The sequence below is a fragment of the Massilia sp. YIM B02443 genome, assembly GCF_030411955.1.
Lineage (GTDB): Bacteria > Pseudomonadota > Gammaproteobacteria > Burkholderiales > Burkholderiaceae_D > Telluria.
This window is the reverse complement of sequence record NZ_JASNRA010000001.1, coordinates 177351-201267: the sequence shown is the minus strand read 5'-3', so window position 1 is coordinate 201267 and position 23917 is coordinate 177351. Positions and strand designations below refer to the sequence as shown.

Annotated in this window: 17 protein-coding genes; 9 read left to right on the top strand and 8 right to left on the bottom strand. The window is 67.8% G+C overall.

The annotated features are described in order from the left end of the window. Window positions 1-14 precede the first annotated feature (14 nt). Complete coding sequence (locus tag QPK27_RS00835) at window positions 15-1307, bottom strand: amidohydrolase family protein (RefSeq protein WP_290416301.1); 1293 nt, start codon at window positions 1305-1307, stop codon at window positions 15-17. A gap of 194 nt (window positions 1308-1501) precedes the next feature. Between QPK27_RS00835 and QPK27_RS00830 the strand changes: the two genes are divergently transcribed. The 3 genes from QPK27_RS00830 (at window position 1502) to QPK27_RS00820 (ending at window position 5957) form a co-directional block, all read left to right on the top strand. Further along, window positions 1502-2260 (top strand): phasin family protein, encoded by a 759-nt coding sequence (locus QPK27_RS00830; protein WP_290416300.1) that lies wholly within the window; start codon window positions 1502-1504, stop codon window positions 2258-2260. 138 nt (window positions 2261-2398) lie between these two features. Further along, window positions 2399-4159, top strand: a complete 1761-nt coding sequence (locus QPK27_RS00825) for an ABC transporter ATP-binding protein (protein ID WP_290416299.1) — start codon at window positions 2399-2401, stop codon at window positions 4157-4159. A 175-nt stretch (window positions 4160-4334) separates the two neighbouring features. Then, window positions 4335-5957, top strand: a complete 1623-nt coding sequence (locus QPK27_RS00820) for an ABC transporter ATP-binding protein (RefSeq protein WP_374046997.1) — start codon at window positions 4335-4337, stop codon at window positions 5955-5957. A gap of 92 nt (window positions 5958-6049) precedes the next feature. On the opposite strand, the gene QPK27_RS00815 is transcribed toward QPK27_RS00820, so the two are convergent. Further along, window positions 6050-6814, bottom strand: coding sequence for a DUF2243 domain-containing protein (locus tag QPK27_RS00815; RefSeq protein WP_290416297.1), 765 nt, complete (start codon window positions 6812-6814; stop codon window positions 6050-6052). A 312-nt stretch (window positions 6815-7126) separates the two neighbouring features. Between QPK27_RS00815 and QPK27_RS00810 the strand changes: the two genes are divergently transcribed. The 3 genes from QPK27_RS00810 (at window position 7127) to arfB (ending at window position 10304) form a co-directional block, all read left to right on the top strand. Continuing rightward, window positions 7127-9169, top strand: coding sequence for a diguanylate cyclase (locus QPK27_RS00810; RefSeq protein WP_290416296.1), 2043 nt, complete (start codon window positions 7127-7129; stop codon window positions 9167-9169). Between the two features lie 218 nt (window positions 9170-9387). Beyond that, complete coding sequence (locus QPK27_RS00805) at window positions 9388-9651, top strand: helix-turn-helix domain-containing protein (protein WP_290416295.1); 264 nt, start codon at window positions 9388-9390, stop codon at window positions 9649-9651. Between the two features lie 257 nt (window positions 9652-9908). Continuing rightward, window positions 9909-10304, top strand: coding sequence for an alternative ribosome rescue aminoacyl-tRNA hydrolase ArfB (arfB, locus tag QPK27_RS00800; RefSeq protein ID WP_290416294.1), 396 nt, complete (start codon window positions 9909-9911; stop codon window positions 10302-10304). Window positions 10305-10329: 25 nt separating this feature from the next. Here arfB and QPK27_RS00795 read toward each other — a convergent pair whose 3' ends face one another. From QPK27_RS00795 to QPK27_RS00770, 6 genes are all read right to left on the bottom strand, one after another. Next, window positions 10330-10620, bottom strand: coding sequence for a hypothetical protein (locus QPK27_RS00795; RefSeq protein ID WP_290416293.1), 291 nt, complete (start codon window positions 10618-10620; stop codon window positions 10330-10332). A gap of 72 nt (window positions 10621-10692) precedes the next feature. Beyond that, window positions 10693-11532 carry a hypothetical protein gene (locus QPK27_RS00790; RefSeq protein WP_290416292.1) on the bottom strand — a complete coding sequence of 280 codons (840 nt, stop codon included), beginning with the start codon at window positions 11530-11532 and terminating at the stop codon, window positions 10693-10695. An 8-nt stretch (window positions 11533-11540) separates the two neighbouring features. After that, a complete protein-coding gene (locus QPK27_RS00785) occupies window positions 11541-15209 on the bottom strand; it encodes a tubulin-like doman-containing protein (protein WP_290416291.1) in 3669 nt (1222 codons plus the stop codon). A 16-nt stretch (window positions 15210-15225) separates the two neighbouring features. Then, window positions 15226-15699, bottom strand: coding sequence for a hypothetical protein (locus QPK27_RS00780; protein ID WP_290416290.1), 474 nt, complete (start codon window positions 15697-15699; stop codon window positions 15226-15228). Window positions 15700-15707: 8 nt separating this feature from the next. Continuing rightward, the gene (locus QPK27_RS00775; RefSeq protein WP_290416289.1) at window positions 15708-17195 is read right to left on the bottom strand and encodes a hypothetical protein; all 1488 of its coding nucleotides are present in this window, start codon (window positions 17193-17195) and stop codon (window positions 15708-15710) included. Further along, window positions 17195-18688 carry a hypothetical protein gene (locus QPK27_RS00770; RefSeq protein WP_290416288.1) on the bottom strand — a complete coding sequence of 498 codons (1494 nt, stop codon included), beginning with the start codon at window positions 18686-18688 and terminating at the stop codon, window positions 17195-17197. The genes QPK27_RS00775 and QPK27_RS00770 overlap by 1 nt, the downstream gene beginning before the upstream one ends. Before the next feature lie 236 nt (window positions 18689-18924). Here QPK27_RS00770 and QPK27_RS00765 point away from each other — a divergent pair, with 236 nt between their 5' ends. The 3 genes from QPK27_RS00765 (at window position 18925) to QPK27_RS00755 (ending at window position 23840) form a co-directional block, all read left to right on the top strand. Then, window positions 18925-19980 (top strand): hypothetical protein, encoded by a 1056-nt coding sequence (locus QPK27_RS00765; protein ID WP_290416287.1) that lies wholly within the window; start codon window positions 18925-18927, stop codon window positions 19978-19980. Between the two features lie 132 nt (window positions 19981-20112). Continuing rightward, window positions 20113-21291 carry a GAF domain-containing sensor histidine kinase gene (locus tag QPK27_RS00760; RefSeq protein ID WP_290416286.1) on the top strand — a complete coding sequence of 393 codons (1179 nt, stop codon included), beginning with the start codon at window positions 20113-20115 and terminating at the stop codon, window positions 21289-21291. A 134-nt stretch (window positions 21292-21425) separates the two neighbouring features. Beyond that, entirely contained in the window at window positions 21426-23840 is a 2415-nt protein-coding gene (locus tag QPK27_RS00755) for a M1 family aminopeptidase (RefSeq protein ID WP_290416285.1), read from the top strand. The last annotated feature ends 77 nt before the right edge of the window (window positions 23841-23917 follow it).

The window sequence follows — 23917 nt, the reverse complement described above, 5'->3', positions numbered from 1 at the left end:
AAGCGCCGCCGCTTTCATGACGCGCACGCGCCGCGCGCCTGTAGGCGGAAGTCGACACCATCCGGACGCCCGGCCAGATGCAGGCGGCTGGCACTCGGCGGCGCCTCGGCCACCACTTGCCCGCGCCGCAGCACCAGCCGGCGCGCCGCGCGCAGGCGGATCGCTTCCACCGCCGATCCGGCGTCCAGGATCACCAGGTCGGCATGGCAGCCCGGCGCCACGCCGTAGCCGTCCAGGCCGAGGATGCGCGCCGGGGTCGCGGTCACGGCCTGGAAGCACTGCGCCATCGCCGCCAATGAGGTCATCTGCGCCACGTGCAGCCCCATGTGCGCTACTTCCAGCATGTCGCCGGAACCCATGCCGTACCAGGGATCGAGCACGCAGTCGTGGCCGAAGGCGACGTCGACGCCGGCGGCCAGCAGTTCGGGCACGCGCGTCATGCCGCGCCGCTTGGGGTACGTATCGTGGCGGCCCTGCAGGGTGATGTTGATCAGGGGGTTGGCGATCGCCGCCACCCCGCTCTCGGCGATCAGCGGCAGCAGCTTGCTGACGTAGTAGTTGTCCATCGAGTGCATCGAGGTCAGGTGCGAGCCGGCCACCCTGCCCTGCAGCCCGAGGCGCTGGGTTTCATAGGCCAGCGTCTCGATATGGCGCGACAGCGGGTCGTCGGTCTCGTCGCAGTGCATGTCGACGCGCAGGCCCTGCTCGGCGGCGTATTCGCACAACAGGCGCACCGATTCCGCGCCCTGCGCCATGGTGCGTTCGAAGTGCGGGATGCCGCCCACCACGTCCACGCCCATCTGCATCGCACGTTTCAGGTTGTCGAAGGCGCCGGGACTGCGCAGCAGGCCATCCTGGGGAAACGCCACCAGCTGCAGGTCGAGATAGGGCGCGACCTGGCGCTTCACGTCCAGCAGCGCTTCCACCGCCAGCAGGCGCTCGTCGCACACGTCGACGTGGGTGCGGATTGCCAGCAGGCCGCGCGCCACCGCCCAGTCGCAGTAGCGCAGCGCGCGCTCGACCAACGCATCCTGGGTCAGCGCGGGTTTCAGTTCGCCCCACAGCGCGATCCCTTCCAGCAGCGTGCCGCTGGCGTTCACGCGCGGCAGGCCGTAGCTGAGCACCGCGTCCATGTGGAAGTGGGCGTCGACGAACGGTGGCGTGACCAGGTCGCCGCCGGCGTCGATCTCGCGCCCGGCCTGCACATCCAGCCGTTGCCCGAGCGCGACGATGCGTCCGCCGTCGATGCCGATGTCGATGCCGGCGCGGCCGTCGGGCAGCACAGCGTTGCGAATCACGAGGTCCATGCGCGCTCCATGCGGGGGTGTAAGTACCTGGACAATTGTAGCGTCGCCGGCGCCAAACGGCGTCAACCGGACGCGCAATGATGCAGCGCAATATTTCCTGATAAAAATCTGAAAGAATAGTGCGTTGCAACACCTGCCATTCGTGGGTACACTGGTTCTATTGCAGCGCGCCATATTTGACTGACGAGGACTCCATGACATCCATTCCCGAGCAATTGTCCGCAGCACGCAAATCGCAGCTGGACGCTCAGTTCCGCCTGCTTCACTCCTTTACCGACCGCGCCTTCGACAACGCCAGCCGCGTGATGGCGCTGAACCTGGCGCTATCGCGCGAATCGGTCGAACGTTCGTCGCGCACCTTCAGCCAGCTGCTGGGCGCGACCAGCCCGCGCGACCTGGGCCTGCTGCGCAGCCACGCCGAAGAACAGATGCGCAGCGTGGCCGCCTATGGCCGCGAGCTCTTCGGCATCGCGCTCGGCATCCAGCCGTATTCCGTACCCTTGACGACGCCGGCATTCACCCCGGCCGCGCTGCCGGCGCCGACCCAGGTCGCCCAGACCATCATCGAGGCCAGCGCGCCTGCTGCCAAGGCAGCGGAAGACGCCGTGCAGGCCGGCGCCAACATCATCGAAGCGGTGGCGTCGACTGCAACCGACACCGCCGCCGTGGTCGCCCATGCCGTCGATCCGGTCGAGGAAACCCTGAGCGCGCTGGTGCAGGAACAGGCGCTGAAGGGCGAACCGGCCGTGGTGCAGAGCCTCGAGGCGGAAGTGCTGGCGACTCCGGTCGACGAACCGGCGCCGGTGGCCAAGCCGAAGCCGATCGCCAAGGCCGCCGGCAAGGGCGCGCCGAAAGCCGCTGTGGCCGCGCATCCACTGGCCGCGCCGGTCGAGAACCAGGACTCGGCCACGGTCACGCGCATCGACGCGGGGTCGCCGAAACGCCGTAAATAATCATCCTGGTACGGCGCCGGCGACACCGGCGCAATCAGGGCGCGCGCTACGCGTCCTGGGCAAAACGACTACACTAGCGGGCTCTGGCCCGCTTTTTTTTTGCGGCGCGCCTCCAAGAATTTAAGCAAGGAATTTTCAATGAGTCTGGCAAGGCTGATCGGCGGATTCGTCCGCCGGCACTGGCAATCCTATGCCTCGTCGGCCGTGATGCTGGTCGGGGTTGCGATCTGTACGGTCCTCATCCCGCGCAAGGTCGGCGCCCTGATCGACGCGCTGGCCGCCAATCAACTGGGCCAGCACGAGCTGTTGATCGGCATTGCCCAGCTACTCGGCCTGGGCGCGGCGATTTACGTCCTGCGCGTGTGCTGGCGCATCCGCCTGTATTCGGCCGCCTACAACCTCGGCGTCGAGCTGCGCACGCGCCTGTACGCGCGCCTCGCCGCGCAAGGTCCCGGGTTCTACCAGCGCCAGCGCACCGGCGACCTGATGGCGCTGGCCACCAACGACATCGACGCCATCGAGATGGCGGCCGGCGAAGCGCTGCTGGCCGCCTTCGACGGCACCCTGACCCTGGTGATGGTGCTGGGGATCATGACGCTCGGCGTCGACTGGCGCCTGGCGCTGGTGGCGCTGCTGCCGTTCCCGCTGATGGGGCTCGCGTTCTGGTACATCTCGACCCACATCCACACCGCCGAAGGCGACGCCTTGAAGCGCTTCTCGGCCCTGAACGACCACGTGCAGGAGTCGCTCACCGGCGTGCGCACGCTGCGCGCGCTCGGTCTCGAAGGGCGTAGCGCGCAGCAGTTCGGCGAGCTCGCCGGCCAGGCCGCGCAGGCCAGCCTGACGGCGCAGAAATGGGAAGCGGCCTACGAGCCGGCGGTCGGCCTGGCCCTGACCGCGGCCACCGGCCTGACGCTGGGCGTGGGCGGCTACCTGGTGTGGAACAATGAATTGACGGTCGGCGCGCTGACCAGCTTCACCATGTACCTCGGCCAGCTGATCTGGCCGATGTTCGCGGCCGGCTGGGTGCTGACCCTGATCGAACGCGGCCGCGCCGGCCTGGCGCGCCTGCAGCCGATGCTCGACATTCCGCTCACGGTGGAAGACAAGGGCACGATCGAACAGGTCGGCCAGGGCGCGCTGGTGCTCGATGGCGTCACGTTTGCCTACGGCGGCCCTGACAGCAAGGAGCGCCCTGCCCTCACCGACGTCTCGGTGACGCTGGCGCCGGGCCAGACCCTGGGCCTGGTCGGCCCGACCGGCGCCGGCAAGTCGACTCTGCTGCGCGTGCTGCTGCGCCAGGCCACGCCGCAGCGCGGGCAGGTTTCGTGGGCCGGCCATGCCCTGGCCGACTATCGCCTCAACGCCTTGCGCGCGGCCACCGCCTGGGTGCCGCAGGAATCGTTCCTGTTCTCGGCCACCATCGCCGAAAACATCGCCCTGGCCCGTCCCGGCGCCTCGCGCCAGGAGATCGAACAGGCGGCGCAAATGGCGGCGATCCACGACGACATCCTGCGTTTCCCCTACGGCTACGACACGCCGGTCGGCGAAAAGGGGATCACCCTCTCGGGCGGCCAGCGCCAGCGGGTCGCGATCGCGCGCTCGCTGTTGGCTGACAACGCCCTGCTGCTGCTGGACGACGCGCTGTCGGCAGTGGACACCGGCACCGAAACGCGCATTCTCGAGCACCTGGCCGAACTGCGCCGCGCGCGCCCGGAACGCGCCGCCATCATCGCCAGCCACCGGCTGTCGGCGGTCATCCAGGCCGACCACATCATCGTGCTGCGCGACGGCCGCGTGACCGAGGCCGGCACCCACGAACAACTGCTCGCGCTGGATGGCTGGTATGCCAGCCAGTGGCGCTACCAACAACTGGAGGCCAGTCTTGACGCAATCTGACACCAAGGCCGACGCCAACCCCGACCTGGAACGCGGCGCCCTGCGGGACCAGGCGCGACAGGCCACGCGCCTGCTGCGGCGCGCCGCCGCGCCCGACCGCACTCACCTTTACTGGGCCACGCTGTGGCTGATCCTGGCCGCCGGCCTCGAAGTGGCCGGCCCGCTGCTGGGCAAGATGCTGATCGACGACCATTTGCTGCCGCGCGACATGGACGGCAGGCGCATGGCGCTGCTGCTGGGCGGCCTGGTCCTCAGCGGCTGGATCGCGAGCTGGGTGCGTTACCGCCAGCTGCTGCGTTTATCCGGCCTGGCGATGCGCTCGGTGCAGCGCCTGCGCGAATGGGTGTACGGCCACGTGCTGCGCCTGCCGATGGCGTTCTTCGATCGCGCCATCACCGGCCAGCTGGTGAGCCGCGTGACCAACGACACCGAGGCCGTGAAAACCCTGTACATCCAGGTGCTGTTCGTCATGCTCGACAATTCGATCGTCCTGATCGGCACCATGATCGCGATGGCCTGGCTCGACTGGCGCCTGATGCTGATCGTGCTGGCGCTGGTGCCGGCGGTGGCCGGCATCGTGTGGCTGTACCAGCGCCTGTCGGCGCCGGCCGTGACGCGCGCACGCGCCCTGCGCAGCGACATCAACGGCCAGATGGCCGAGTCGATCGGCGGCATGACGGTGCTGCAGGCCAGTAACGCCGAAGTGCGCTTCGGCGAACGCTTCCTGGCCACCAACCGCGCCCACTACAAAGCGCGCCTGGCCGAGCTGCGCGCCAACGCCTTCCTGCTGCGTCCCGCGCTCGACCTGCTCAACGTGGCGCTGCTGGCGCTGGTGATCTTCGCCTTCGGCCAGCGCCAGATCGGCGCGGTCGAAGTCGGCGTGCTGTACGCGTTCGTCAGCTATATCGCGCGCGTGGTCGAGCCGCTGATCCAGATCACCATGCAGTTCAGCGGCCTGCAGCAGGCGGTGGTGGCGGCTGCGCGCGTCAACGCCCTGCTGGGCGAAGCCGGCGCGCCGGAACATGCGCTCGGGCGCGACGCGAATGACGCCGCGTTCGATCCGCAGGCGCCGGCGGTGCGCGTGCGCCACGTGCAATTCGCCTACGTGCCCGGCCAGCCGGTGCTGCACGACCTGTCGCTGGACGTGCCGCAAGGCGCCTTCTTCGGCATCGTCGGCCACACCGGCAGCGGCAAGTCGACCCTGCTGTCGCTGCTGCTGCGCTACTATACGGTGGAGCAAGGCAGCATCGAGATCGGCGGCTTGCCGCTGGCCGGCATCGGCAACGAGCGCTTCCGCAACGAGGTCGGGCTGGTGCCGCAGGACCCATTCATCCTGGCCGCGACGGCGCGCGAGAACATCGACATGGGGCGCGGGCTGCCGCTCGAACGCCTGCAGGAAGCGGCGCGCGCGGCGCATGCGCACGACTTCATCAGCGCACTGGAAGACGGCTACGACACCCAGCTCGGCGAAGGCGGCTCGCGCCTGTCGTCAGGCCAGAAGCAGCTGATCGCAATCGCGCGCGCACTGGCGGGCCAGCCGCGCATCCTGCTACTCGACGAAGCGACGTCGCGCATCGACAGCGCCACCGAGCAGATCGTGCAGCAGGCGCTGGAAGAACTGCGCGGCAAGGTGACCATCATCGCCATCGCGCACCGCTTGTCGACCATTCGGGAGGCGGACCGGATCATCGTGCTCAATCATGGGCGGATCACCGAGGCGGGGGCGCATGAAGAGCTGATGCGCATCGAGGGTGGCTTGTATCAGAGGTTGTATTTGCTGCAGCAGATTACGGTGTGAAGTAACTCGGCCGCAAGTCGTTATCCGATGAACCGTCATTCCTGCCGCGGGCAGCAATGACGGTCCCAGGAATAGTGGACTGGCGTGGAACCTTACACGCGGCTCCAGTTCACACACCCTGCTCCACCACCACTGACCAGCATCGCCCCATGCCGGTACAGATCCCATCTTCGCTCCTTCGGCAGCGCCATCACCACCACCCCCATCTTCCGATCGCTCCACACCAGCCGCCCATCGACCGCATCGAGCGCCGCGAACACGTCGCGCGGATTGGCTCCGGGCCGGAATACGACGGTGGTCAGGTCCTGCCCCGGCGCCGGCACCAGCGCCCACGCCCCGGCCGCGCCGGTGAACGCCCCCAGCAACACCAGCGCCGCATTCGAGGTGCGCATGCCGCCCGCGCCACCGGCATCGCCGCCGCGCCGCTTCATCCAGCGCCACCCCGCCAGCAGCGGCGCCAGCCCGAACAGCACCAGCCACGCCAGGTCCCACGCCAGCGGATTCGGACTATCCACCCGGATCCGGTGAATCCCCAGCAACCAGTGCGACATCAGCGCATCGACCACGTGCCACAGCCCAAAGCCGACGCACAGCGCCCCGGCCAGCGGCCAGCCCCACGCCACTGCCCCGCGCCGCTGCGCGCGCCACAGGCCGGCCAGGCCGGCCAGCGCGATCACGTACATCAACAGGTGAAAATACCCGTCCCACAGCACCTGCAGGCGCAGGTCGTCGATGCCCGGCACCAGGCTCAGAAGGTGGTGCCATTGCAGGATCTGGTGCAGCAGGATGCCGTCGAAGAAGCCGCCCAGGGCGAAGCCCAGCGTCGCTCCCCAGCGGGCCCAGGATGATGTCCACATAGCCGTCCTCGTGTCATGGCGAGCCGTCAGTATAGGATCGGCCTGCGCCGGCAGGCGCACCGCTTGCAGTTCGCATCAGCGGCCGATGACCTACCAAGAGGATTTAACAAAAACCAACTCGCAGCCATCGAGAACAACCATGTGAAACCATGCAGTCTGCCTGTAACGGCGGGCACTGTGTCATTTTGGTGACATTCATCAGGAAAGTTAATTTCCGGTTTGCAACAGCCCTATAATGTGTCAAATCATTTTCGTCGGAACCACCGGCGCAGCGAGATCCATCGCATGTTCTCCGCCCTGCACCGCGCCCTCATGCGCTCCCGTTTCCACGCCCTGGCCATGGCCCTGTGCGTGGTATCGGCGTTTGCCGGCGCCGAAGAAACCGATCCCCTGCGCACGCGCCTGGCCCAGCGGCTGGACGAGATCCGCGAGGTCAACCGCTTCGTGCCGGAACGCGCGCTGCCGATGCTGCAGGCGCTCGAAGCCGAAGGCCGCGCCGCGCCGCTGGCGCAGCGCATCGACTTCCTCAACCAGCTGGCCACCGCGCGCCATGGCCTGGGCCATCATCCGCAAACTTTTGTGCTCGCCAACGAGCTGATCGCGCTCGGACGCGAGCACGATCATACCGGCGCCCTGGCCAAGGGCATGCTGCTGCTGGCCTACTCGGCGTCGGCCCAGCACCGTCCGGGCGAAGCGCACCGCCTGGTGTGGGATGCCGAAAAGCTGGCCGCCACCACGGACGACCTCGACCTGCGCGTGCGCGCCACCATCTCGTCGGGCGAGTCGTATGCCGAGGAAGGCAACCTGCCGAAGGCGCTGGAACGGCTGCAGGCGGCGGCCGCGCTGGCGCGCGAGCACGGCGGGCCGGTGCACATCGTCATGGCCCTCAATTCGCTGGCGCGCCTGTACACCAGCATGCGCGAGCCGGAGAAAGGCTTCGACGTGCTCGACGAAGCGCTGGCCGCCGCCGCGAAAGCCGATTCCCCGGGACGCATGGCGACCATCAAGAATGCCGAATACGGCCTGGCGATCGACACCGGCCAGCACGCGCGCGCGCTGCGCGCCCTGCAGGAAGGGCTGGCGCTGGAGCGCAAGATCGGCGCCCACAAGCGCATCGTGTATTCGCTGGTGAACCTGTCCGATTTCTACCTCAAGATGCAGGAGTACCGCCGGGCTGCGTCGTACGCCGAGCAGGCACTGGAAGCGGCGCGTCCACTCAACAACCGCCGGCTGACCACGACCGCCAACCTGAACCTGGGCCAGGCCTACCTCGGGCTTGGCCGCACCGAAGAAGGCAAGCGCCATATCGAGATCGGCCTGGCCGGCTACGAGGAGCTGGGCGACAAGCCCGAGCTGCAGAATGCGCTGGTCGAATACGGCGCCGCGCTGGAACGCACCGGCGAACTGGCCAGCGCGCTGCACGCCTATCACCGCGAACGCAGGATCTCGAACGAGCTGTTCGAGAAACGGCGCCAGCAGGCCATGCTCGACCTGCAGGAAAAATACGAGACCGACAAGAAGCAGCGCCAGATCGAACTGCTGCGCAGCGAGAACCTGATCAAGTCGACCGAGCTCGATAACCGCCGCCTGCAGCAGCGCGTGTGGTGGCTGCTGGCCGTGGTGCTGGCGCTGGTGGCGGTGATCGTCGGCTCGCTGTACCGCAAGGTGCGCCAGGCCAACGCCCGGCTGCACGAGAAGAACCGCGAACTGAAGCAGCAGAGCGTGCGTGATCCGCTCACCGGCCTGTACAACCGCCGCCACTTCCTCGAGTACATGCGCGACCTGCCGGCGCCTTCCTCCAGCCTTGATGAGCAGGTCGGCGCCCTCTTCCTCCTCGACGTCGACCATTTCAAGCACATCAACGACACTTACGGCCACGCCGCCGGTGACACGGTCCTGACGACGATTTCGGCCAGCCTGCAGGAAATCCTGCGCGAGACCGACATGATCGTGCGCTGGGGCGGCGAAGAGTTCCTCGCCTTCCTGCCTGCCGCGTCGCGCAACAGCCTGGACGAACTGGCCGAACGCATCCTGACCGGGATTGCCAATACCCGCATCGTGCACGGCGGCGCGAGCCTGAGCGTGCAGGTGTCGATCGGCTACTCGCCGTTCCCGCTCGCGGTGGGCCGTCAGGTGCTGGAATGGGAACGCGCGGTCAACCTGGTCGACATGGCGCTGTACCTGGCCAAGTCGCACGGCCGCAACCGCGCCTACGGCGTGCGCGGCTTTGCCGATGCGGATGGCGTCAGCCTCGACGAGATCGAGCAGAACCTGGAGCAGGCGTGGCGCGCCGGGCAGGTCGAGCTGTCGGTGGTGATGGGTGAGCGCGAAGCGTTGCGGGTGGCGAGCGCCTGAGGACTGTGTTTTACTCGCCCGCCAAGTCGCCGAATCCACACTTCGTAAAATAGCAGCACATCTCGTGGGTGTTTCATCTGTCGAACACCATGTGAGATGAAATCGAGTTAGTGCGCGCCCGGCCGAACCTTCCAAGTTCGATTTATCTGATATTCGGATATATTAACTTTATCTGTATTTCAGATAAAAGTTAGATATCCGAATATCGCATATTCATCATGTCCTTCGCGCCCACAGCCCACACGCTATCCACGGCGGCCCACCTCGGGCAGCTCCTCAAAACCACGCGCAAAAGGCACAAGATGACGCAAGCTACCCTGGCAGGCTATGTCGGGGTCAGCCAGAATCGTCTTTCGCACCTCGAGAATCATCCCGAGGAACTCAGCGTCAAGCAGCTGCTCAGCTGGTGCTCGGCATTAGAGCTGGAGCTCAAGCTCGGTGAGAGGGACACGTCGGCGGCCAGCAACTCGGCGGAGTGGTAATCATGGGGCTCCCAGCCGCAGTAGCGGACAAGGTTCTGAATGGTGTGCTGGCCGTGGCGCGCGTCCTGGAAGCAATGCCGCCAAACTAGGAACGCCTAAGAAAGCGATGGGCATCGCGACGGCATCCCGGGCGTTTGTCGGCGCGGCGGTGGCCATGTACCTGGGCGATCGTGTGCGCCTCCTGATCTGGCGCCAGCGCTTACAATGCGGCAGCGGCGCGCGGTCGACGTGCCGGGTCATCGTTATCCAGAATCGTCATGGCAGTCATCAATCCAGCGGAAGTCGAGTTCAGCGCCATCCGGGCCCAGGGGCCGGGTGGGCAGAACGTGAACAAGGTGTCGTGCGCGGTGCATGCGCGATTCGATATCGCGGCGTCGTCGCTGCCGGGGCACGTGAAGGAGCGGCTGCTTGCGCTGCGCGACGCGCGCATCACGGGCGAAGGTGTGCTGGTGATCAAGGCGCAGCAGTCGCGCAGCCTGGAGCAGAACAAGGAAGACGCGCTGCGCCGGCTGCAGGCGCTGGTGGATCAGGCGGCGGTGGTGCCGACGGTGCGGCGGCCGACGCGGCCGACACGGGGGTCGCAGGTGCGGCGCCTGGATGCCAAAACGCGCAGTGGGCAGATCAAGGCATTGCGGGGCAAGGTCACCGACTGACACGCCGGCGACGCTCACACGGACGTCAGTCCTTCTGCTGCATCTTCTCGCCGACGCGTTCCACGTGCTTGCCCACTTCGTCGGTGGCGCGGTCCAGGCCGCGGCTGGCGTCGCGGGTGGCGTCCTTGACCTTGTCGCGGGCGGCTTCGGTGGCGCGGTCGACCTTGGCCAGTTCGTCCTGGACCGAGTTGGTGACCTTGGCGCCGGCGTTGTCGATCGCCTTGCCCACGCGCTCGGCCGGGCCGGCGCCGGCGTCGTCGCGGCCGCATCCGGCCAGCGCCGCCAAGACCAGCAGCGCTCCCATCGTTGCTTTCATGTCCTGCTCCTGTCTGTTCAAACATGTCGATGATACACCGGCCCGCGCCATGATCCGGCGCCGGGCGAGGCTTCATTCGCTGCGCGACGGGTCCGCCAGCGGATGGCGTTCGGCGTCGATGCGGCGCCGCAGCTCGCGCGTCTGCTCGTCTTCGCCCCAGCGCTTGGTGAAGGCCGACAGGCGGCTGCGCGCGCGTTCGATGCTATTGGCGTTCAGCAGGCGCTCGGCGGCGGCGCTGGTTTCCTTCCAGGCGCTGCGGCGGCGTTCGGCGCGGGTGCAGGCGGCGGCCGCTTCGTTGAGCGCGTCCTGCACCTGGCGCAGCTGCGCCGGTGTGGCGCGCGTCTTGCGCAGCGCGATCAGCGCGTCCTGCGCTTCGCGCGGCTTGCATTCCTGGGCCAGCGCGATGGCCGCTTTCATGCGCCGTTCGATGCGGGCCTCGGTCGGCTTGGTCAGCATCCAGGCCAGCCACAGGGCGCCGAGGGCGATCAGCCACCAGCGCAGGCGGATCGGCTTGCGGCCCGGCGGCGCCGGTGCGCGTGGCGCCGATCCGGAGGCCGCGCCACGCACCGGCGGCACCGGTGGGATCGGCGGCAACGGAGGCAATGACGACAGCGGCGATGCGGCTGCACGCGGTGGCGCGGCCGCAGCGGGCCTGGCCTGAGGCGGTGGCGCAGGAGGTGCCGCAGGAGTTGGCGCTGGCGCAGGTGGCGGCGTTACCGGTGCGGCGGCGGCGCGCGCGGCGGCGGCCGGCGGCGGCTCCGCCTTGGCGAGTACCGGCCCGGCCGCCGCCAGCGCAGGCGTCGCCCCCGCCTGCTGCGCCGTCCCGCACCACGGGCAGAAGTTCACCCGGCGTGGAAACGCGCGGCCGCAGTCGGCGTTGATGCAGCGGTAGATGGTGTCGTTGTGCTCCATGCCCGCCTTCATTCAGGATCGGGGACGCCGTCGTCGGGGTCGGGAATGCCGTCGTCCCTGCCCGCGTTCAGCGCCGCTGCCAGCTCGGGCAGCGCGCCGACCGTGCTCCATTTGCCGATCTTCGGATTCCAGCGCATGTCCCAGGCGCGCGTGGCGCCGTCGATCTCGCCGCGCGCGGCCATGGCGGCGATCTCGCTCACCGTGAACGGCCCGCGCTGGGCGCCGCCGGCGAACAGCTTGAAGCGCGGCGCGGCCGACGGCGATGCCGGCGCCGTTGCGGCCGCGCGTCCCGTCAAGGCCGCCCCTGCCCGCTCCTCGCTGGCCAGGTACTCGGGCAGGATCACGCGCTTGTCCACCGCGCGCTCGACTTCCCAGCCGTAGGCGTCCTGGTGCGACCCCGGCACCGCCTCGGTCCAGCCCTCGATGCCGGCCAGCGCGGTCTCGATCTGGCTGGAGGACAGCGACGGATCGGCGCTGGCCGCGCGCCGGATCCAGCTGTCATACAGGCGGCGCGCGGTGATGTTGGGCAGCGACGGCGACGGCAGCTGGGCGCCGGTCTCGTCGACTTCCAGGCGCGGCTCGTAGACGCGCAGCTGGTAGTGGCGCATCAGCGCCGCCAACAAGGCCAGGCGGTGCGGCCCCATCGACCCCAGTTTCTGCTGCACCGCCGCGATCACCCCCTCGCGATAGTACGACGGCAGGCCGTTGGCGCGGATCGCGTATTCGTTGCCGATCTGGAGCCACTCGCCCGATCCCGGCTCGACCTCGAACAGGTACTGGCCGCGCGGCTGGAACGCGGCCTCGCGGTCGCCCAGCTCGGGCTTGCGGCGGATGACGCCGAGCGCGATCGCCTGCAAGAACCACTCGTAGTCGTCGGCCAGGCGCCCCAGTTCATCCATCGACGGCGAGATCGGATGGCGAAAGCGCGTGGCGTCGAAGTGCAGGTGGGTCGGGATCTTCGGGTTCTCGATCTGGTACGAGGCGCGCCAGGTCGGCAGGCCGCGCAGCACCGTCATCGGATAGCCCGACAGTTCGATGTAGCACACCGCGCGCCCGGCGACGCCGGTGTTGACCACCGAGACCAGGTCGCCGTGGAAGTACCCGGTCGGCACCGCGGCGCGGATTTCAAGCTCCATGCGGCGCCACGCAACCGGGTCGCCGACGCCGATGAAGCACTTGAACTGGTCGGCGTTCGGCGTGAACTCGGCCGAGAAGCGCGCGTTTACCCACGGCATGGCGCTCCTGATCCATTCGGCGAAGATGCGCTGGCGTTCCTGCGGCGACAGGGCCGACAGCTGCTCCAGCAGCGGGTCGGGCGGCTCGGCCAGGTCGGCGCCCTGGCTCGACAGCTGCAGCTGCGCGCGGCGGAACAGCTTGAGCAGCAGGTCGGTGCGCAGGCGCTCGTCGCCCAGTTGCGGGAACAGGCGCGCGGAGCCGCCGAATTCGAGCAGCACTTCTTCGCTCCACTGGCTGACGTCACCCGTCAGGCGCACCGGCGCCGGCGCCACGTCGACCCCGAGCTTGATGGTGGTGGCGTGCTCCTCGCGCGCGTCGGCGCGCAGCTGGCGGATGCGGGCATCGACCGCCGCCAGCATCGCCTGGACCTGGCGCCGGCCATCCTGGAATTCGCCGGCGATGCCGCTCCACTGCGCCTGGCCCTGTTCGTCGGTCTTCTCGGGGTCGCCGAGCCAGGCCGACATCGAGCGCATCACCTCGATCGCCTGCTGCGATGCCACCGCCAGCAGGTGGAAGCGCAGGTAGTCGGCCAGGTCGCGCTTGAGGTGGCCCATCACTTCGCGCGCCTGCGGCTCCTTGCCGAACAGGCGGCCGGCGGCCTGGTCCAGGTTGGCGAGCGATTCTTCGACCTGGCGCGTGCGCAGCACGTCGCGCACCTCGCGGTAGCGGCGGCCGTTGCGTTCCGCATTGGCCAGGTCGCGCTGTTGCAACCGTCCCTTGACCTGCTCCAGCAGCGACAGCACGAATTCGAGACCGCCCTGGCGGCGGTCGTCGAGCAGCGCGTACAGGCGCTCGCGCACGCGGCCCTTCAGGCGGCCCAGCAGCTCGCCGGTGTGGCGGCGGATGCGGTCTTCGCTGGTCTCGGCAGTGGCGCCGGCTTCGCGGATGGCGTCGCGCTCGAGTTGCGGCAGCAGCTCGGCCACGCGCTCGCGCCACAACTTGATGTCGTACGAGGCCATGATGCGGTCCATCTCGAGCTGCACCCGGCTCTCGACCCGTTCCAGCAGCGAGCGGCCGTCGCGGTCCTGCAGCAGCGCGCCGGTGAGTGCGTATTCGTTGAACGGCGTGACGTCGGCCGCGCCCTTGCGCAGGTCGGGGAAGTCGTCGAAGGGGCGCTCGCCCATCTCCAGCTGGTCGCGCATGAAGGCGTCGCGTTCGGCGTCGCCGGCGCGGCGTGCGAGGCCGGCCCCGTTGCCGTCGCTGCCGGCCAGGCCGAAGAATTCCTTGACCATCAGCGCCGCCAGTTCGTAGGCGCGGATGTCCTGGTGCAGGCTTTGCTGGGTGTCGAGCACCGCCTGGCCGAAGGCGGAATAGACTTTCGAGTACGACAGCCGCATGTCGCCGAAGCGCGCCTCGGGCACACGCGGGTTGTAGGGTCCCAGCTTGTGCTGCTGCTGGTTGACCGCCACCGAGCGCTTGCGGTTGGCGAAATCGGCCGATGCGAAGTCTTCGAACAGGCTGTCGGCCACCATCTGGTAGGCGTCCTTCACATCCAGCGTGGCCTTGTTGGCCAGGTTGGCGGTGTCGACGAAATACACGTCGTCGAACGGCGCGCCCTTGCCGGCGATGCTGTCCGGGTCCATCCAGGATACGTTGGCGTTCATGTCGCGCATCGCCGTTTCCAGTTCCATCAGCGTGGCGTAGGCATTGGCTTCGGTGCGCTCCTTGTTGGCCTTGGCGAAGCCGGACGGCATCAACAGCACCAGGTCGACCTGGCTGTCGGACACTTCCTGCCGCGCGATCGCCTTGGCCAGCCAGCCCAGGTCGAGCGCGCTGCCGGCACCGGTGCCGCCGGCGGCCGACGCGATGACGACGATGCGGAATTTGGAGGTGTCGACCTGCAGGCCGAGGCGCTGGTAGTTCTCCTTGCGTTCGATGCCGGCGTTGCTGCTCAGGTAATTCAGCGCGCCCTTGATGCGCCCGCGCAGCTTCGGATATTTGTCGAACAGGTACAGGCGCGCCAGCGCGCGGATCTGGCCCGCGCCTTTCGACGGGTCGATGCCGAGCGAGCGCAGTTTCTTGGGACGCAGCGGCATCCAGCTTTCGATCAGCGGAAAGCGCGCCAGACTGTCGTCGGACTCGTGGTATTGCGGCAGGTCGAGCGGCTCGACCAGGCGTTCCTCGTCGGTGAGGCGCACCAGTTCGTACCAGGGATCGGTGCGCTGCGACTTGCCTTCGTCGATGATGGCGTTGTTGTCGAGGTCGAAGTGCAGGAAGCGCGCCACCGGGAAGTCGGCGATCGATTCCACGCGCGTGGGATGGCGCCGGTTCCACACCGCCGACAGGATGCGGCGGCGGATGCGCAGCATGACTTCCATGCCGGTGCCGCCGGCGCCGATGAACAGCGTCGGGCGCAGGTCGACCTTGAGTTCTGCCGGGCCGCGATCGGCCGGCGCGCCGCCGCGCGCGTTCAGCGACGAAGGGTTGGGAAATTCTGCCATGGTGCTGGTTCCCTCCTTAGCGACGGCCGACGAACAGCGACGCCGCCAGCGTGACCACGCCCACCAGCACCAGCGGCCCGGCGACGCCAAAGGTGAGGAAGCGACCGGCGTTGATGATGGCCAGCACCGCCGCCGCCGACAGGAAGCCGAGGCCGACGAACATCAGCCAGCCCGCGTTGCCGGCCGACGAAGGCGCCACCCGCTTCTTGACCAGGTAGTGCACATAGGCGCCGCGCACGAAGAAATACACGGTCAGCAGGATCAGGAACACGACGCCGCCGATCGCCAGGTCGCGGTTCGAGGTGTCGGCCACCGGCAAGGCGTTGGGGTTCACCGGCATCACTTCGAGCGGCCGGCCTGCCGTCTCCGGCGCGGTCTGCGGCAGCGAATCCTGCGGCGACGCCGATTCCTCGGGCAGCTTGAATCCCGGGTCGGCGGGCGATGGCGCGCTGGCGGGTGGCTGGGTTTCCTGCATGGTCGATCCTTTCATAGTGTTCTTCAGCGGCCCAGGCGCACTTGCGCGCCTTCGCGCACGTCCTGCAGATGGTGGCCGAACAGCGTGGTTTTCAGTTGCGCGACCTGGCGGCCGGCGCCGTCGTACACCGGTTGCACGGTGCCGGCGCGGCCGCGCAGCGACTGCGATTCTTCGTTCACCGTCACGTGCGCCAGGCGCGGACGCGCCCAGGCCCAGGCGCCGGCCGCCAGCAGCGTGAGCAGCGCCAGCGCGGCGCCGATTACGGCCGCCAACGGGCCCATGCCGTAATGGATGCGCACCTGCACCGGCAATACCGCGCTGGAGGCTTGCACCCTTGCCGGCGGGGTGAAGATGTCCGGTAGCGGGTCGCCCGGGAACAGCTCCGCCATGCGGCTACGGAAGGCCTGCGACAACGCCAGCTGCTGGTCGGCCAGGTGCAGCTCGATGCGGCCCGGCAGCACATAGGCCGAACCGGCGGATTGCAGCGCCGCCAGCGACCACTTGTCCGGGATCTGCGCCACCGGCAGCGCCATGTTCGACGCCAGCGGCGCGGGTTTGCCCGGCGCCAGGTCGCGCACGCGCGCGCTGTCGAGCGCGATCGGACGCGCTTCGCCGGCCAGGGTCGAGCGCGCCGTGATGGTCGCGCTGGCGATCGTGTACGGGTACATCGTGTTTTCCAGGTTCCACTCGATGCGCGCCTGCGGCGTGCGCGCATCGGGCGCGACGTCGGCGCGCAGCGTGCCGTCGGAATTGGACGCGAAGCTGACGCCGGGCGCATTCACCACGCGCCGCGGCACCAGGCGCACGGTGTCGCGGTCGAGCGGCTTGAGGCGCGCCGGCGGCTCGGTGATCACCTGTTTGACACGGCCGGACGCCAGCAGCGCGTCGAGCGCGGCGCCGCCTTCGCGCCCGATGCCGAAGGCGTACACCATCAGGCCGTTGGCTTTGTAATGGGCACCCTGTACCGGCATGCGCAGCGGGAAAGCCAGCGCGCGCTCGACCGCGCCGCCGCCGTGGATCAGCCCATAGAACTCGCGGTTGCGCGCCGCCGTGGCCTGGTCGTTGTTCGGGCTGTTGCGGTTGTTGGTCACCAGCCAGACGACGCCCGGCTTGCCGCCGAGCGCCTGCGTGATCGCCGCCTGCAGCGCTTCGCCCAGGTCGGTGTCGGCCAGCGCCTCGCTGCCGGGTTTGCGCGCGGTGTCCAGCTTGGCCAGCGCCTGCGTTACGCGCGCACGCACCGGTTCCTCGCCGGCCTTGACCGACAACAGCGCGCGTGGCGACGGCGCGCCCGGCTGCGATTGATTGAAGGCGGCCAGCACCAGCGCGTCGCCCGGCTGCACCACGCTGCCGGCCAGCGCCGCCACCAGCGGCTTGAATGGCGACTTGGGGTCGCCATAAAACGGCTCCATCCAGCCCGAATTCTGGACAAGGAAGACATGTGGCGTGGCCGCCGCGCACAGGCTCATCCCGGCCAACGCGCATGCCGTCAGGACGTTCAACAAGCGCTTCATCACGACAGCTCGTCCAGGCGCCAGCCGCGCATCTGGTTCCAGTCGGGGTGGTGCAGCCACAGGTGGCCGCCGGCCACGATCGGCACGCAATCGAGCGGCCGCGCCAGGCGCGCCACCTCGTCCAGGATCACGTTGCGCCGTCCGATCCATTCGATCGTGGTGCGGGCGATCGCGCGGTCTTCCAGCAGCTCTTCGGCGCGCGCGGTGTACTTGTGAAAGCGCAGCACCAGCCCGCTCGGCTGGCTGCGGTTGTTATTAAAACTGCGCAGCAGCGGCAGCACCAGCGTGTCGTCCTGGTTCAGGTCTTCGACGTGTTCGGCCGACCAGGGTTCGCCCAATACCGGATGGCCGCGCCGGAACAGGAAGTTGGCGAAGCCAAGACGCGCGCCGTCGATCGGCTCTTGCGACGGCTGCTCGCTTCCCAGTTCGAGATACGAATAACCCTGGCCGTCATGCCCGATCTGCCACAGGCGCCCGTCGCGGCTCTGGGTCGGTCCGCCGAACGCCAGGCGCGGCTGCCAGCCCGGCGGCCACGGCGTGAACTCCGGCGCCGCGCCGGGACGCCAGGCCAGCTGGCCCGCCTCGTGCAGCCAGAACAGGCGGCCGTCGTAGCCGAGCGGGCGGCTCCAGCCGCCGGCAGGAAGGTCAGGACAGGCAAAGCGCTCGACCTCGTTCAGGTCCAGGCGCTGGCTCCACAGGAACACTTCGCCGCTTGACCCTGCCAGGCAGGCCAGGTGACGCCGCATGACGCCGGGCGCGGCCACCGTCGGCGCATCCAGCACGGTCTCGGTGCGGTAGGTTTCGCTGACCGGGTCGATCCACAGGCGCTGCAGGCCGTCGATGCCGGGCACGATGCCGGCGTCGCCGCGCGCGCCGTCCTGGGCCGCGATCCAGGCGTGATCGGATGCGGTGAACACCAGACTGGCGCTGCCCGGCTGCGGCGCCAGCACGTGCCACAGCTGCGCCATCGGGTCCCAGTATTGCAGCACGCCGCGCGTGTGCGCCAGCGCCAGCAGGCGCTCGCCTGGAAAGCCGAAGCCGGCGGCGGCGAAGACCGAGCAGGCGTTGGGCGGCGCCGGCATCACGGCGTCGCAGCGGCCGACGTTGGGGGCGGCCGCGCGTTCTTCCAGGCTGTCGCCCAATGCGAGAGAGGTCACCGGCAAACCGTGCGGCACGTGGCGCGGCAGCGCTTCATCGGCGCCCGGTCCCCACCAGCCGCGTTGCAGGGCGCCCTTGCGGCCCGGCGTGGCGCCCAGGCGCAGCAGCGGCCGCCCGCAGCGCGGGCACCAGGCGAAACCTTCGGGGTAGATCGGCGCGCAGGCGCAGTCGAGGGGCAGCGAGGCGCCGAGCAGGTGGGCAACGTCCGGCAGGCGGCGGCGTGCGCGGCCCTGCCAGTCGACCGGCCCCAGGCCTTCGCTCGCCACCAGCGCGAACTCGCCGCTCCCCTCGTCCTCCTGCCAGATGCTGGCAGGCGTTTCCCATCGGTATGCCATTTCGCTCCGCCATGTGATTAATCGAAAGACGCTTCCGACGCATGCCGGAATGTCTTGCTGTTGCTCAAATAATAGCGCCGCCAACTGTCGTGCGGCGCGCCGTTCGCGGGGTAGCACAGGCTGACACCAAGCGCATCAAATAACGAGCTCATGGCCCGTCCGGGCCGGGAACTTTCAAGCGCCGACCGTATAATGGCCGCCTCATACATACCTTTGCTCCCCGCGAACATCCCGCCATGACCGCCGCCGTTACCGACACCCTCGACTCCAGCGCCGACCTGCCCGCGCACGCCATCGACCAGGCCACGCGCCACCTGCACGACGTGCTGGCGATCGCCCTCGAACACGGTCCCGGCCGGCGCGCGCTGGTGGTGTACGACACCCGCACCGGCCTGTCGCGCGCCCTGCTCGCAGCCTATCGGCGCAACCTGCCGGATGCGCAGTTCGTCGACTTCGACGCGGTGGAACCGGGCGCGGTGCTGGAGGCGTTTCGCGCCATGGCGGCGCACGAGCTGGTGGTGCTGCTGCAGTCGACCAACTTCCGCCTGGACGGCTTTCGCATCCGGGTCGAATTGTTCAAGCTCGGCCTGAAAGTGATCGAGCACGTGCACCTGTCGCGCATGCCGGGCATCCAGGGCGAGCACTACATCGACGCGCTGGCCTACGACCCGGCGTATTTCCGCGGCACCGGGCGCGCGCTCAAGGAACGCATCGACCGCGCGCCGCACGGCCGCGTGGTGGGCGGCGGCGAGACGCTCACCTTCGCTTCGCCCTTCGAATCGGCCAAATTGAACATCGGCGACTACAGCGAGATGCACAACGTCGGCGGCCAGTTCCCGATCGGCGAAGTATTCACCGAAGCGCAGGATCTGGAAGCGGTGCACGGCCGGGTGCAGGTGCACGTGTTCGGCGACACCAACTACCGCTCGAACCACCCGGAAGTGCCGGTGACCTTGATCATCGAACGCGGCCGCGTGGTGGCCTCCGAGAACGCCACGCCCGCATTCCAGCAGGTGCTGGACAACATCACGGCGGAAGAAGGCGAAGTCTGGGTGCGCGAGCTGGGCTTCGGCCTGAACCGCGCCTTCACGCGCGAACTGCGGGTGGACGACATCGGCACCTATGAGCGCATGTGCGGCATCCACCTGTCGCTCGGCGCCAAGCACGGCGTATATACCAAGCCGGGCTTCAAGCGCAAGGACGCGCGCTTTCACATCGACGTGTTCGCGGTGACCGACGCCGTGTTCCTGGGCGACGAGCAGGTCTACGCCGAGGGGCGCTGGCTGGCCTGAGCGCTCGGGCGTGAACCGCCATGAACCGCTATTACCCGCCCCGCAATTGACCCGAGCCAACCCTGCAGCGTGCTCCGGGCACCTGCTGATGCGTGCTAGGATACAAAAATTGCAATTAATCATGATCAGGGCATGGTGGACAATGTTTTGCAACACGTCAGCGAGATCCAGGCTATCGGCGCCGTGCCACGCGTGCTGGAGACGGTGGCGGCCCTGACCGGCGTGCGCTTTGCCTGTATCGCCCACGTCACCGCCACCAGCTGGACCGCCTGCGCGGTGCACGACACGATCGGCTTCGGTCTCAAGCCAGGCGACCAGCTCGACGTCCTGCGCACGGCATGCCAGGAAGTCCACGCCACCCACCAGCCGGTCGTCATCGACGATGTGCGCGACTGCGATCCGCACTACCGCCACTACGTCCCGATGCTGGACGGCTACCTCAGCTATTTCTCGATTCCGATCTTCCGCCGCAACGGCGTGTACTTCGGCACCCTGTGCGGCTTCGACCGCGCCCCCCGGCGCCTGTCCGAGCAGCCGATCGTGGCCACGCTGTCCCTGTTCTCCGAACTGATCTCGAACCAGCTCGACTCTGACCTGTCGCTGCGCGAGGCGCGCTCGGACCTGCTGTCCGAACGCGAGACGGCCGAACTGCGCGAGCAGTTCATCGCCGTGCTCGGGCACGACCTGCGCACGCCGCTCAACGCGATCCTGAACCGGGTCGAACTGCTGCGCCGCCGTCACGACGAGCCGAATACCGTGCACTCGCTGGACCGGATCCGCGCCAGCGCGCTGCGCATCGAAGGCCTGGTGGACAATGTGGTCGACTTCACGCGCGGGCGCATGGGCGATGGGCTGGCGCTCGAGATCCACAAGCATACCGAGGTCGATCAGATCCTGGAACACGTGGTGGACGAACTGCGCGCCGCCAACCCCGAACGCACCATCATCGCCGAGATCGCACCGCGCCTGACGCTGCGCTGCGACGCCCAGCGCCTGGCGCAGCTGCTGTCGAACCTGCTCAAGAATGCGCTGGTGCACGGCGACAAGCTGCATCCGGCGGTGGTCACGGCGCGCATCGACGCCACCGGGCGCTTCGTGCTGGAGGTGAGCAACGGCGGACCGGACCTGGCCCCGGCCGTGATCGCGCACCTGTTCAAGCCCTACTGGCGCGCCATCTCGCGCACCGGCGACGACGGCCTGGGACTGGGGCTGTACATCGTCGACCAGATCGTACGCGGGCATGGCGGCACCATCTACGTCTCGTCGCGCGACGGCACCACGACGTTCACCTTCGTCATGCAGGCCGCATGACGTATGCATGTCCGGCTGTATGGACAAGCTGGCCGAAAACGACATATTTCAGGTTTTTTACAAATCGGCCGAGCAGTTGATGAATATCAACGCTAGAATTCTTTTCTTATTTCAACAACAAATCCAGGGGAACCATGTTCCGTTTTCCAATTCGCGTGGCAACGCTATGCCTTGTCGCCACCACGTTCGCCGTCCCGGCGCTGGCTGCCGCACCGTTCGATGACAAGTTCCGCCAGCTCGACGAGCTGCTGCCGACCCCGAACACGATCCGCACCGCCTCCGGCGCCCCGGGCCACGCCTACTGGCAGCAGCGCGCCGACTACACGATCCGCGCCACGCTGGACGAATCACGCCGTGCACTGAGCGGCGCCGGCACCATCACCTACTACAACAATTCCCCGGATACGCTGAAATACCTCTGGCTGCAGCTGGACCAGAACATCTACCGCCAGGATTCGGATGCCCGCTCGACCGCGATCCTGCCGTCGCGCGACGCCTGGTCCGGCAAGACCGCGCAGACCGGACCGAAATTCGACGCCCTGCGCTCGCTGCTCGAGCAGCGCACCTTCCCCGGCGGCTTCGACATCCTGGCCGTCAAGGACAGCAGCGGCCGCGCCCTGCCGCACACCATCAACAAGACCATGATGCGGGTTGACCTGCCGCAGCCCCTGAAGCCGGGCGCGCGCGTGACCTTCAGCGTCGACTGGCGCTACAACATCAACGAGCAGAAGGTGCTGGGCGGCCGCTCGGGCTACGAGAAGTTCGACGACAAGAACGACCTGTTCGAGATCGCCCAGTGGTTCCCGCGCATGGCGGCCTACTATGACGTCTATGGCTGGCAGCACAAGCAGTTCCTGGGCTCGGGCGAATTCACGCTCGAATTCGGCGACTACGACGTGCGCATCACCACCCCGGCCGACCACATCGTGGCCTCGACCGGCGAGCTGCAGAACCCGGGCGAGGTGCTCACCGCGACTCAGCGCCAGCGCCTGGAGCAGGCACGCACCGCCAGGAAGCCGGTCATCATCGTGACCCAGGCCGAAGCCGAAGCCGCGGAAAAATCGCGCAGCACTGCCACCAAGACCTGGCACTTCAAGGCCAGGAACGTGCGCGACTTCGCGTTCGCCTCGAGCCGCAAGTTCATCTGGGATGCGCAGGGCGTCAAGAGCGGCAACCAGAACGTGATGGCGATGTCGTACTACCCGAAGGAAGGCAACCCGCTGTGGGAGAAATACTCGACCCAGGCGATCATCCACACCATCGAGCAGTACAACAAGTACTCGTTCGACTACCCGTACCCGACCTCGATCTCGGTCAACGGTCCGGTGGGCGGCATGGAATACCCGATGATCACGTTTAACGGTCCGCGTCCCGTCAAGGACAAGAAGACCGGCGAGATCACCTATTCGCAGCGCACCAAGTATGGCCTGATCGGCGTGATCATCCACGAAGTCGGCCACAACTACTTCCCGATGATCGTCAACTCGGACGAGCGTCAATGGACCTGGATGGACGAAGGCCTGAACAGCTTCCTGCAATACCTGGCGCAGCAAGCCTGGGAAGAGAACTGGCCGGACAGCCGCGGCGAGCCGCGCCGCATCACCGACTACATGAAGAGCCGTAACCAGGTGCCGATCATGACCAACTCGGAATCGGTCCTCCAGTTCGGCAACAACGCCTACGCGAAACCGGCCGCCGCCCTGAACGTGCTGCGCGAAACAGTCCTCGGGCGCGAGCTGTTCGACTTCGCCTTCAAGGAATATGCGAACCGCTGGAAATTCAAGCGTCCGACCCCGGCCGACTTCTTCCGCACCATGGAAGACGCCTCGGGCACGGACCTCGACTGGTTCTGGCGCGGCTGGTTCTACACCACCGACAACGTCGACGTCAGCGTGGACGGCATCACCGAGTACACGGTGTCGAGCCAGGATCCGGAAGTCGAAAAAGCATGGCAGCGTGCGCGCCGCCAGGCCGAGCCGGTGTCGATCATCGACCAGCGTAATAAAGGGATGGCGCGCCGCGTCGATGCGCATCCTGAGCTGAAGGACTTCTACAACGAGAACGACGAGTTCACCGTCACCAACAAGGACCGCAACGCCTACCAGGAAAAGATCGCCGGCCTGGAAGACTGGCAGAAGGACCTGCTCAAGGAAGGCAAGCACCTGTACCTGGTCGACTTCAGCAACATCGGCGGGCTGGTGACGCCGCTGGTGGTGGAGATCGAACTCAAGAGCGGCAAAAAAACCATCGAGCGCATTCCGGCCGAAGTGTGGCGCTACTCGCCGACCAGGATCACCAAGCTGTTCATCACCGATGAACCGATGGTCGGTCTGACCCAGGACCCGTACTGGGAAACCGCCGATACCGACGTCAGCAACAACAGCTGGCCGCGCAAGGCGACGCCGTCGCGTCTGGAGCTGTTCAAGACCGACACCGACCAGAATAACCTGATGCGCGACTTCAATACCAAGTTGAAGGCGCCGGAACAGGAATCGGGTCTGGCGCCGGCGGCTCCAGCCCAGGCGCCGGCCACCCCGCCGGCACAGTGATCGCTCACCATCCTTGATCCACGCGGGCGCAGCGATGCGCCCGCACACACACCGGCAGTGCGTCATCCGATGCGCTG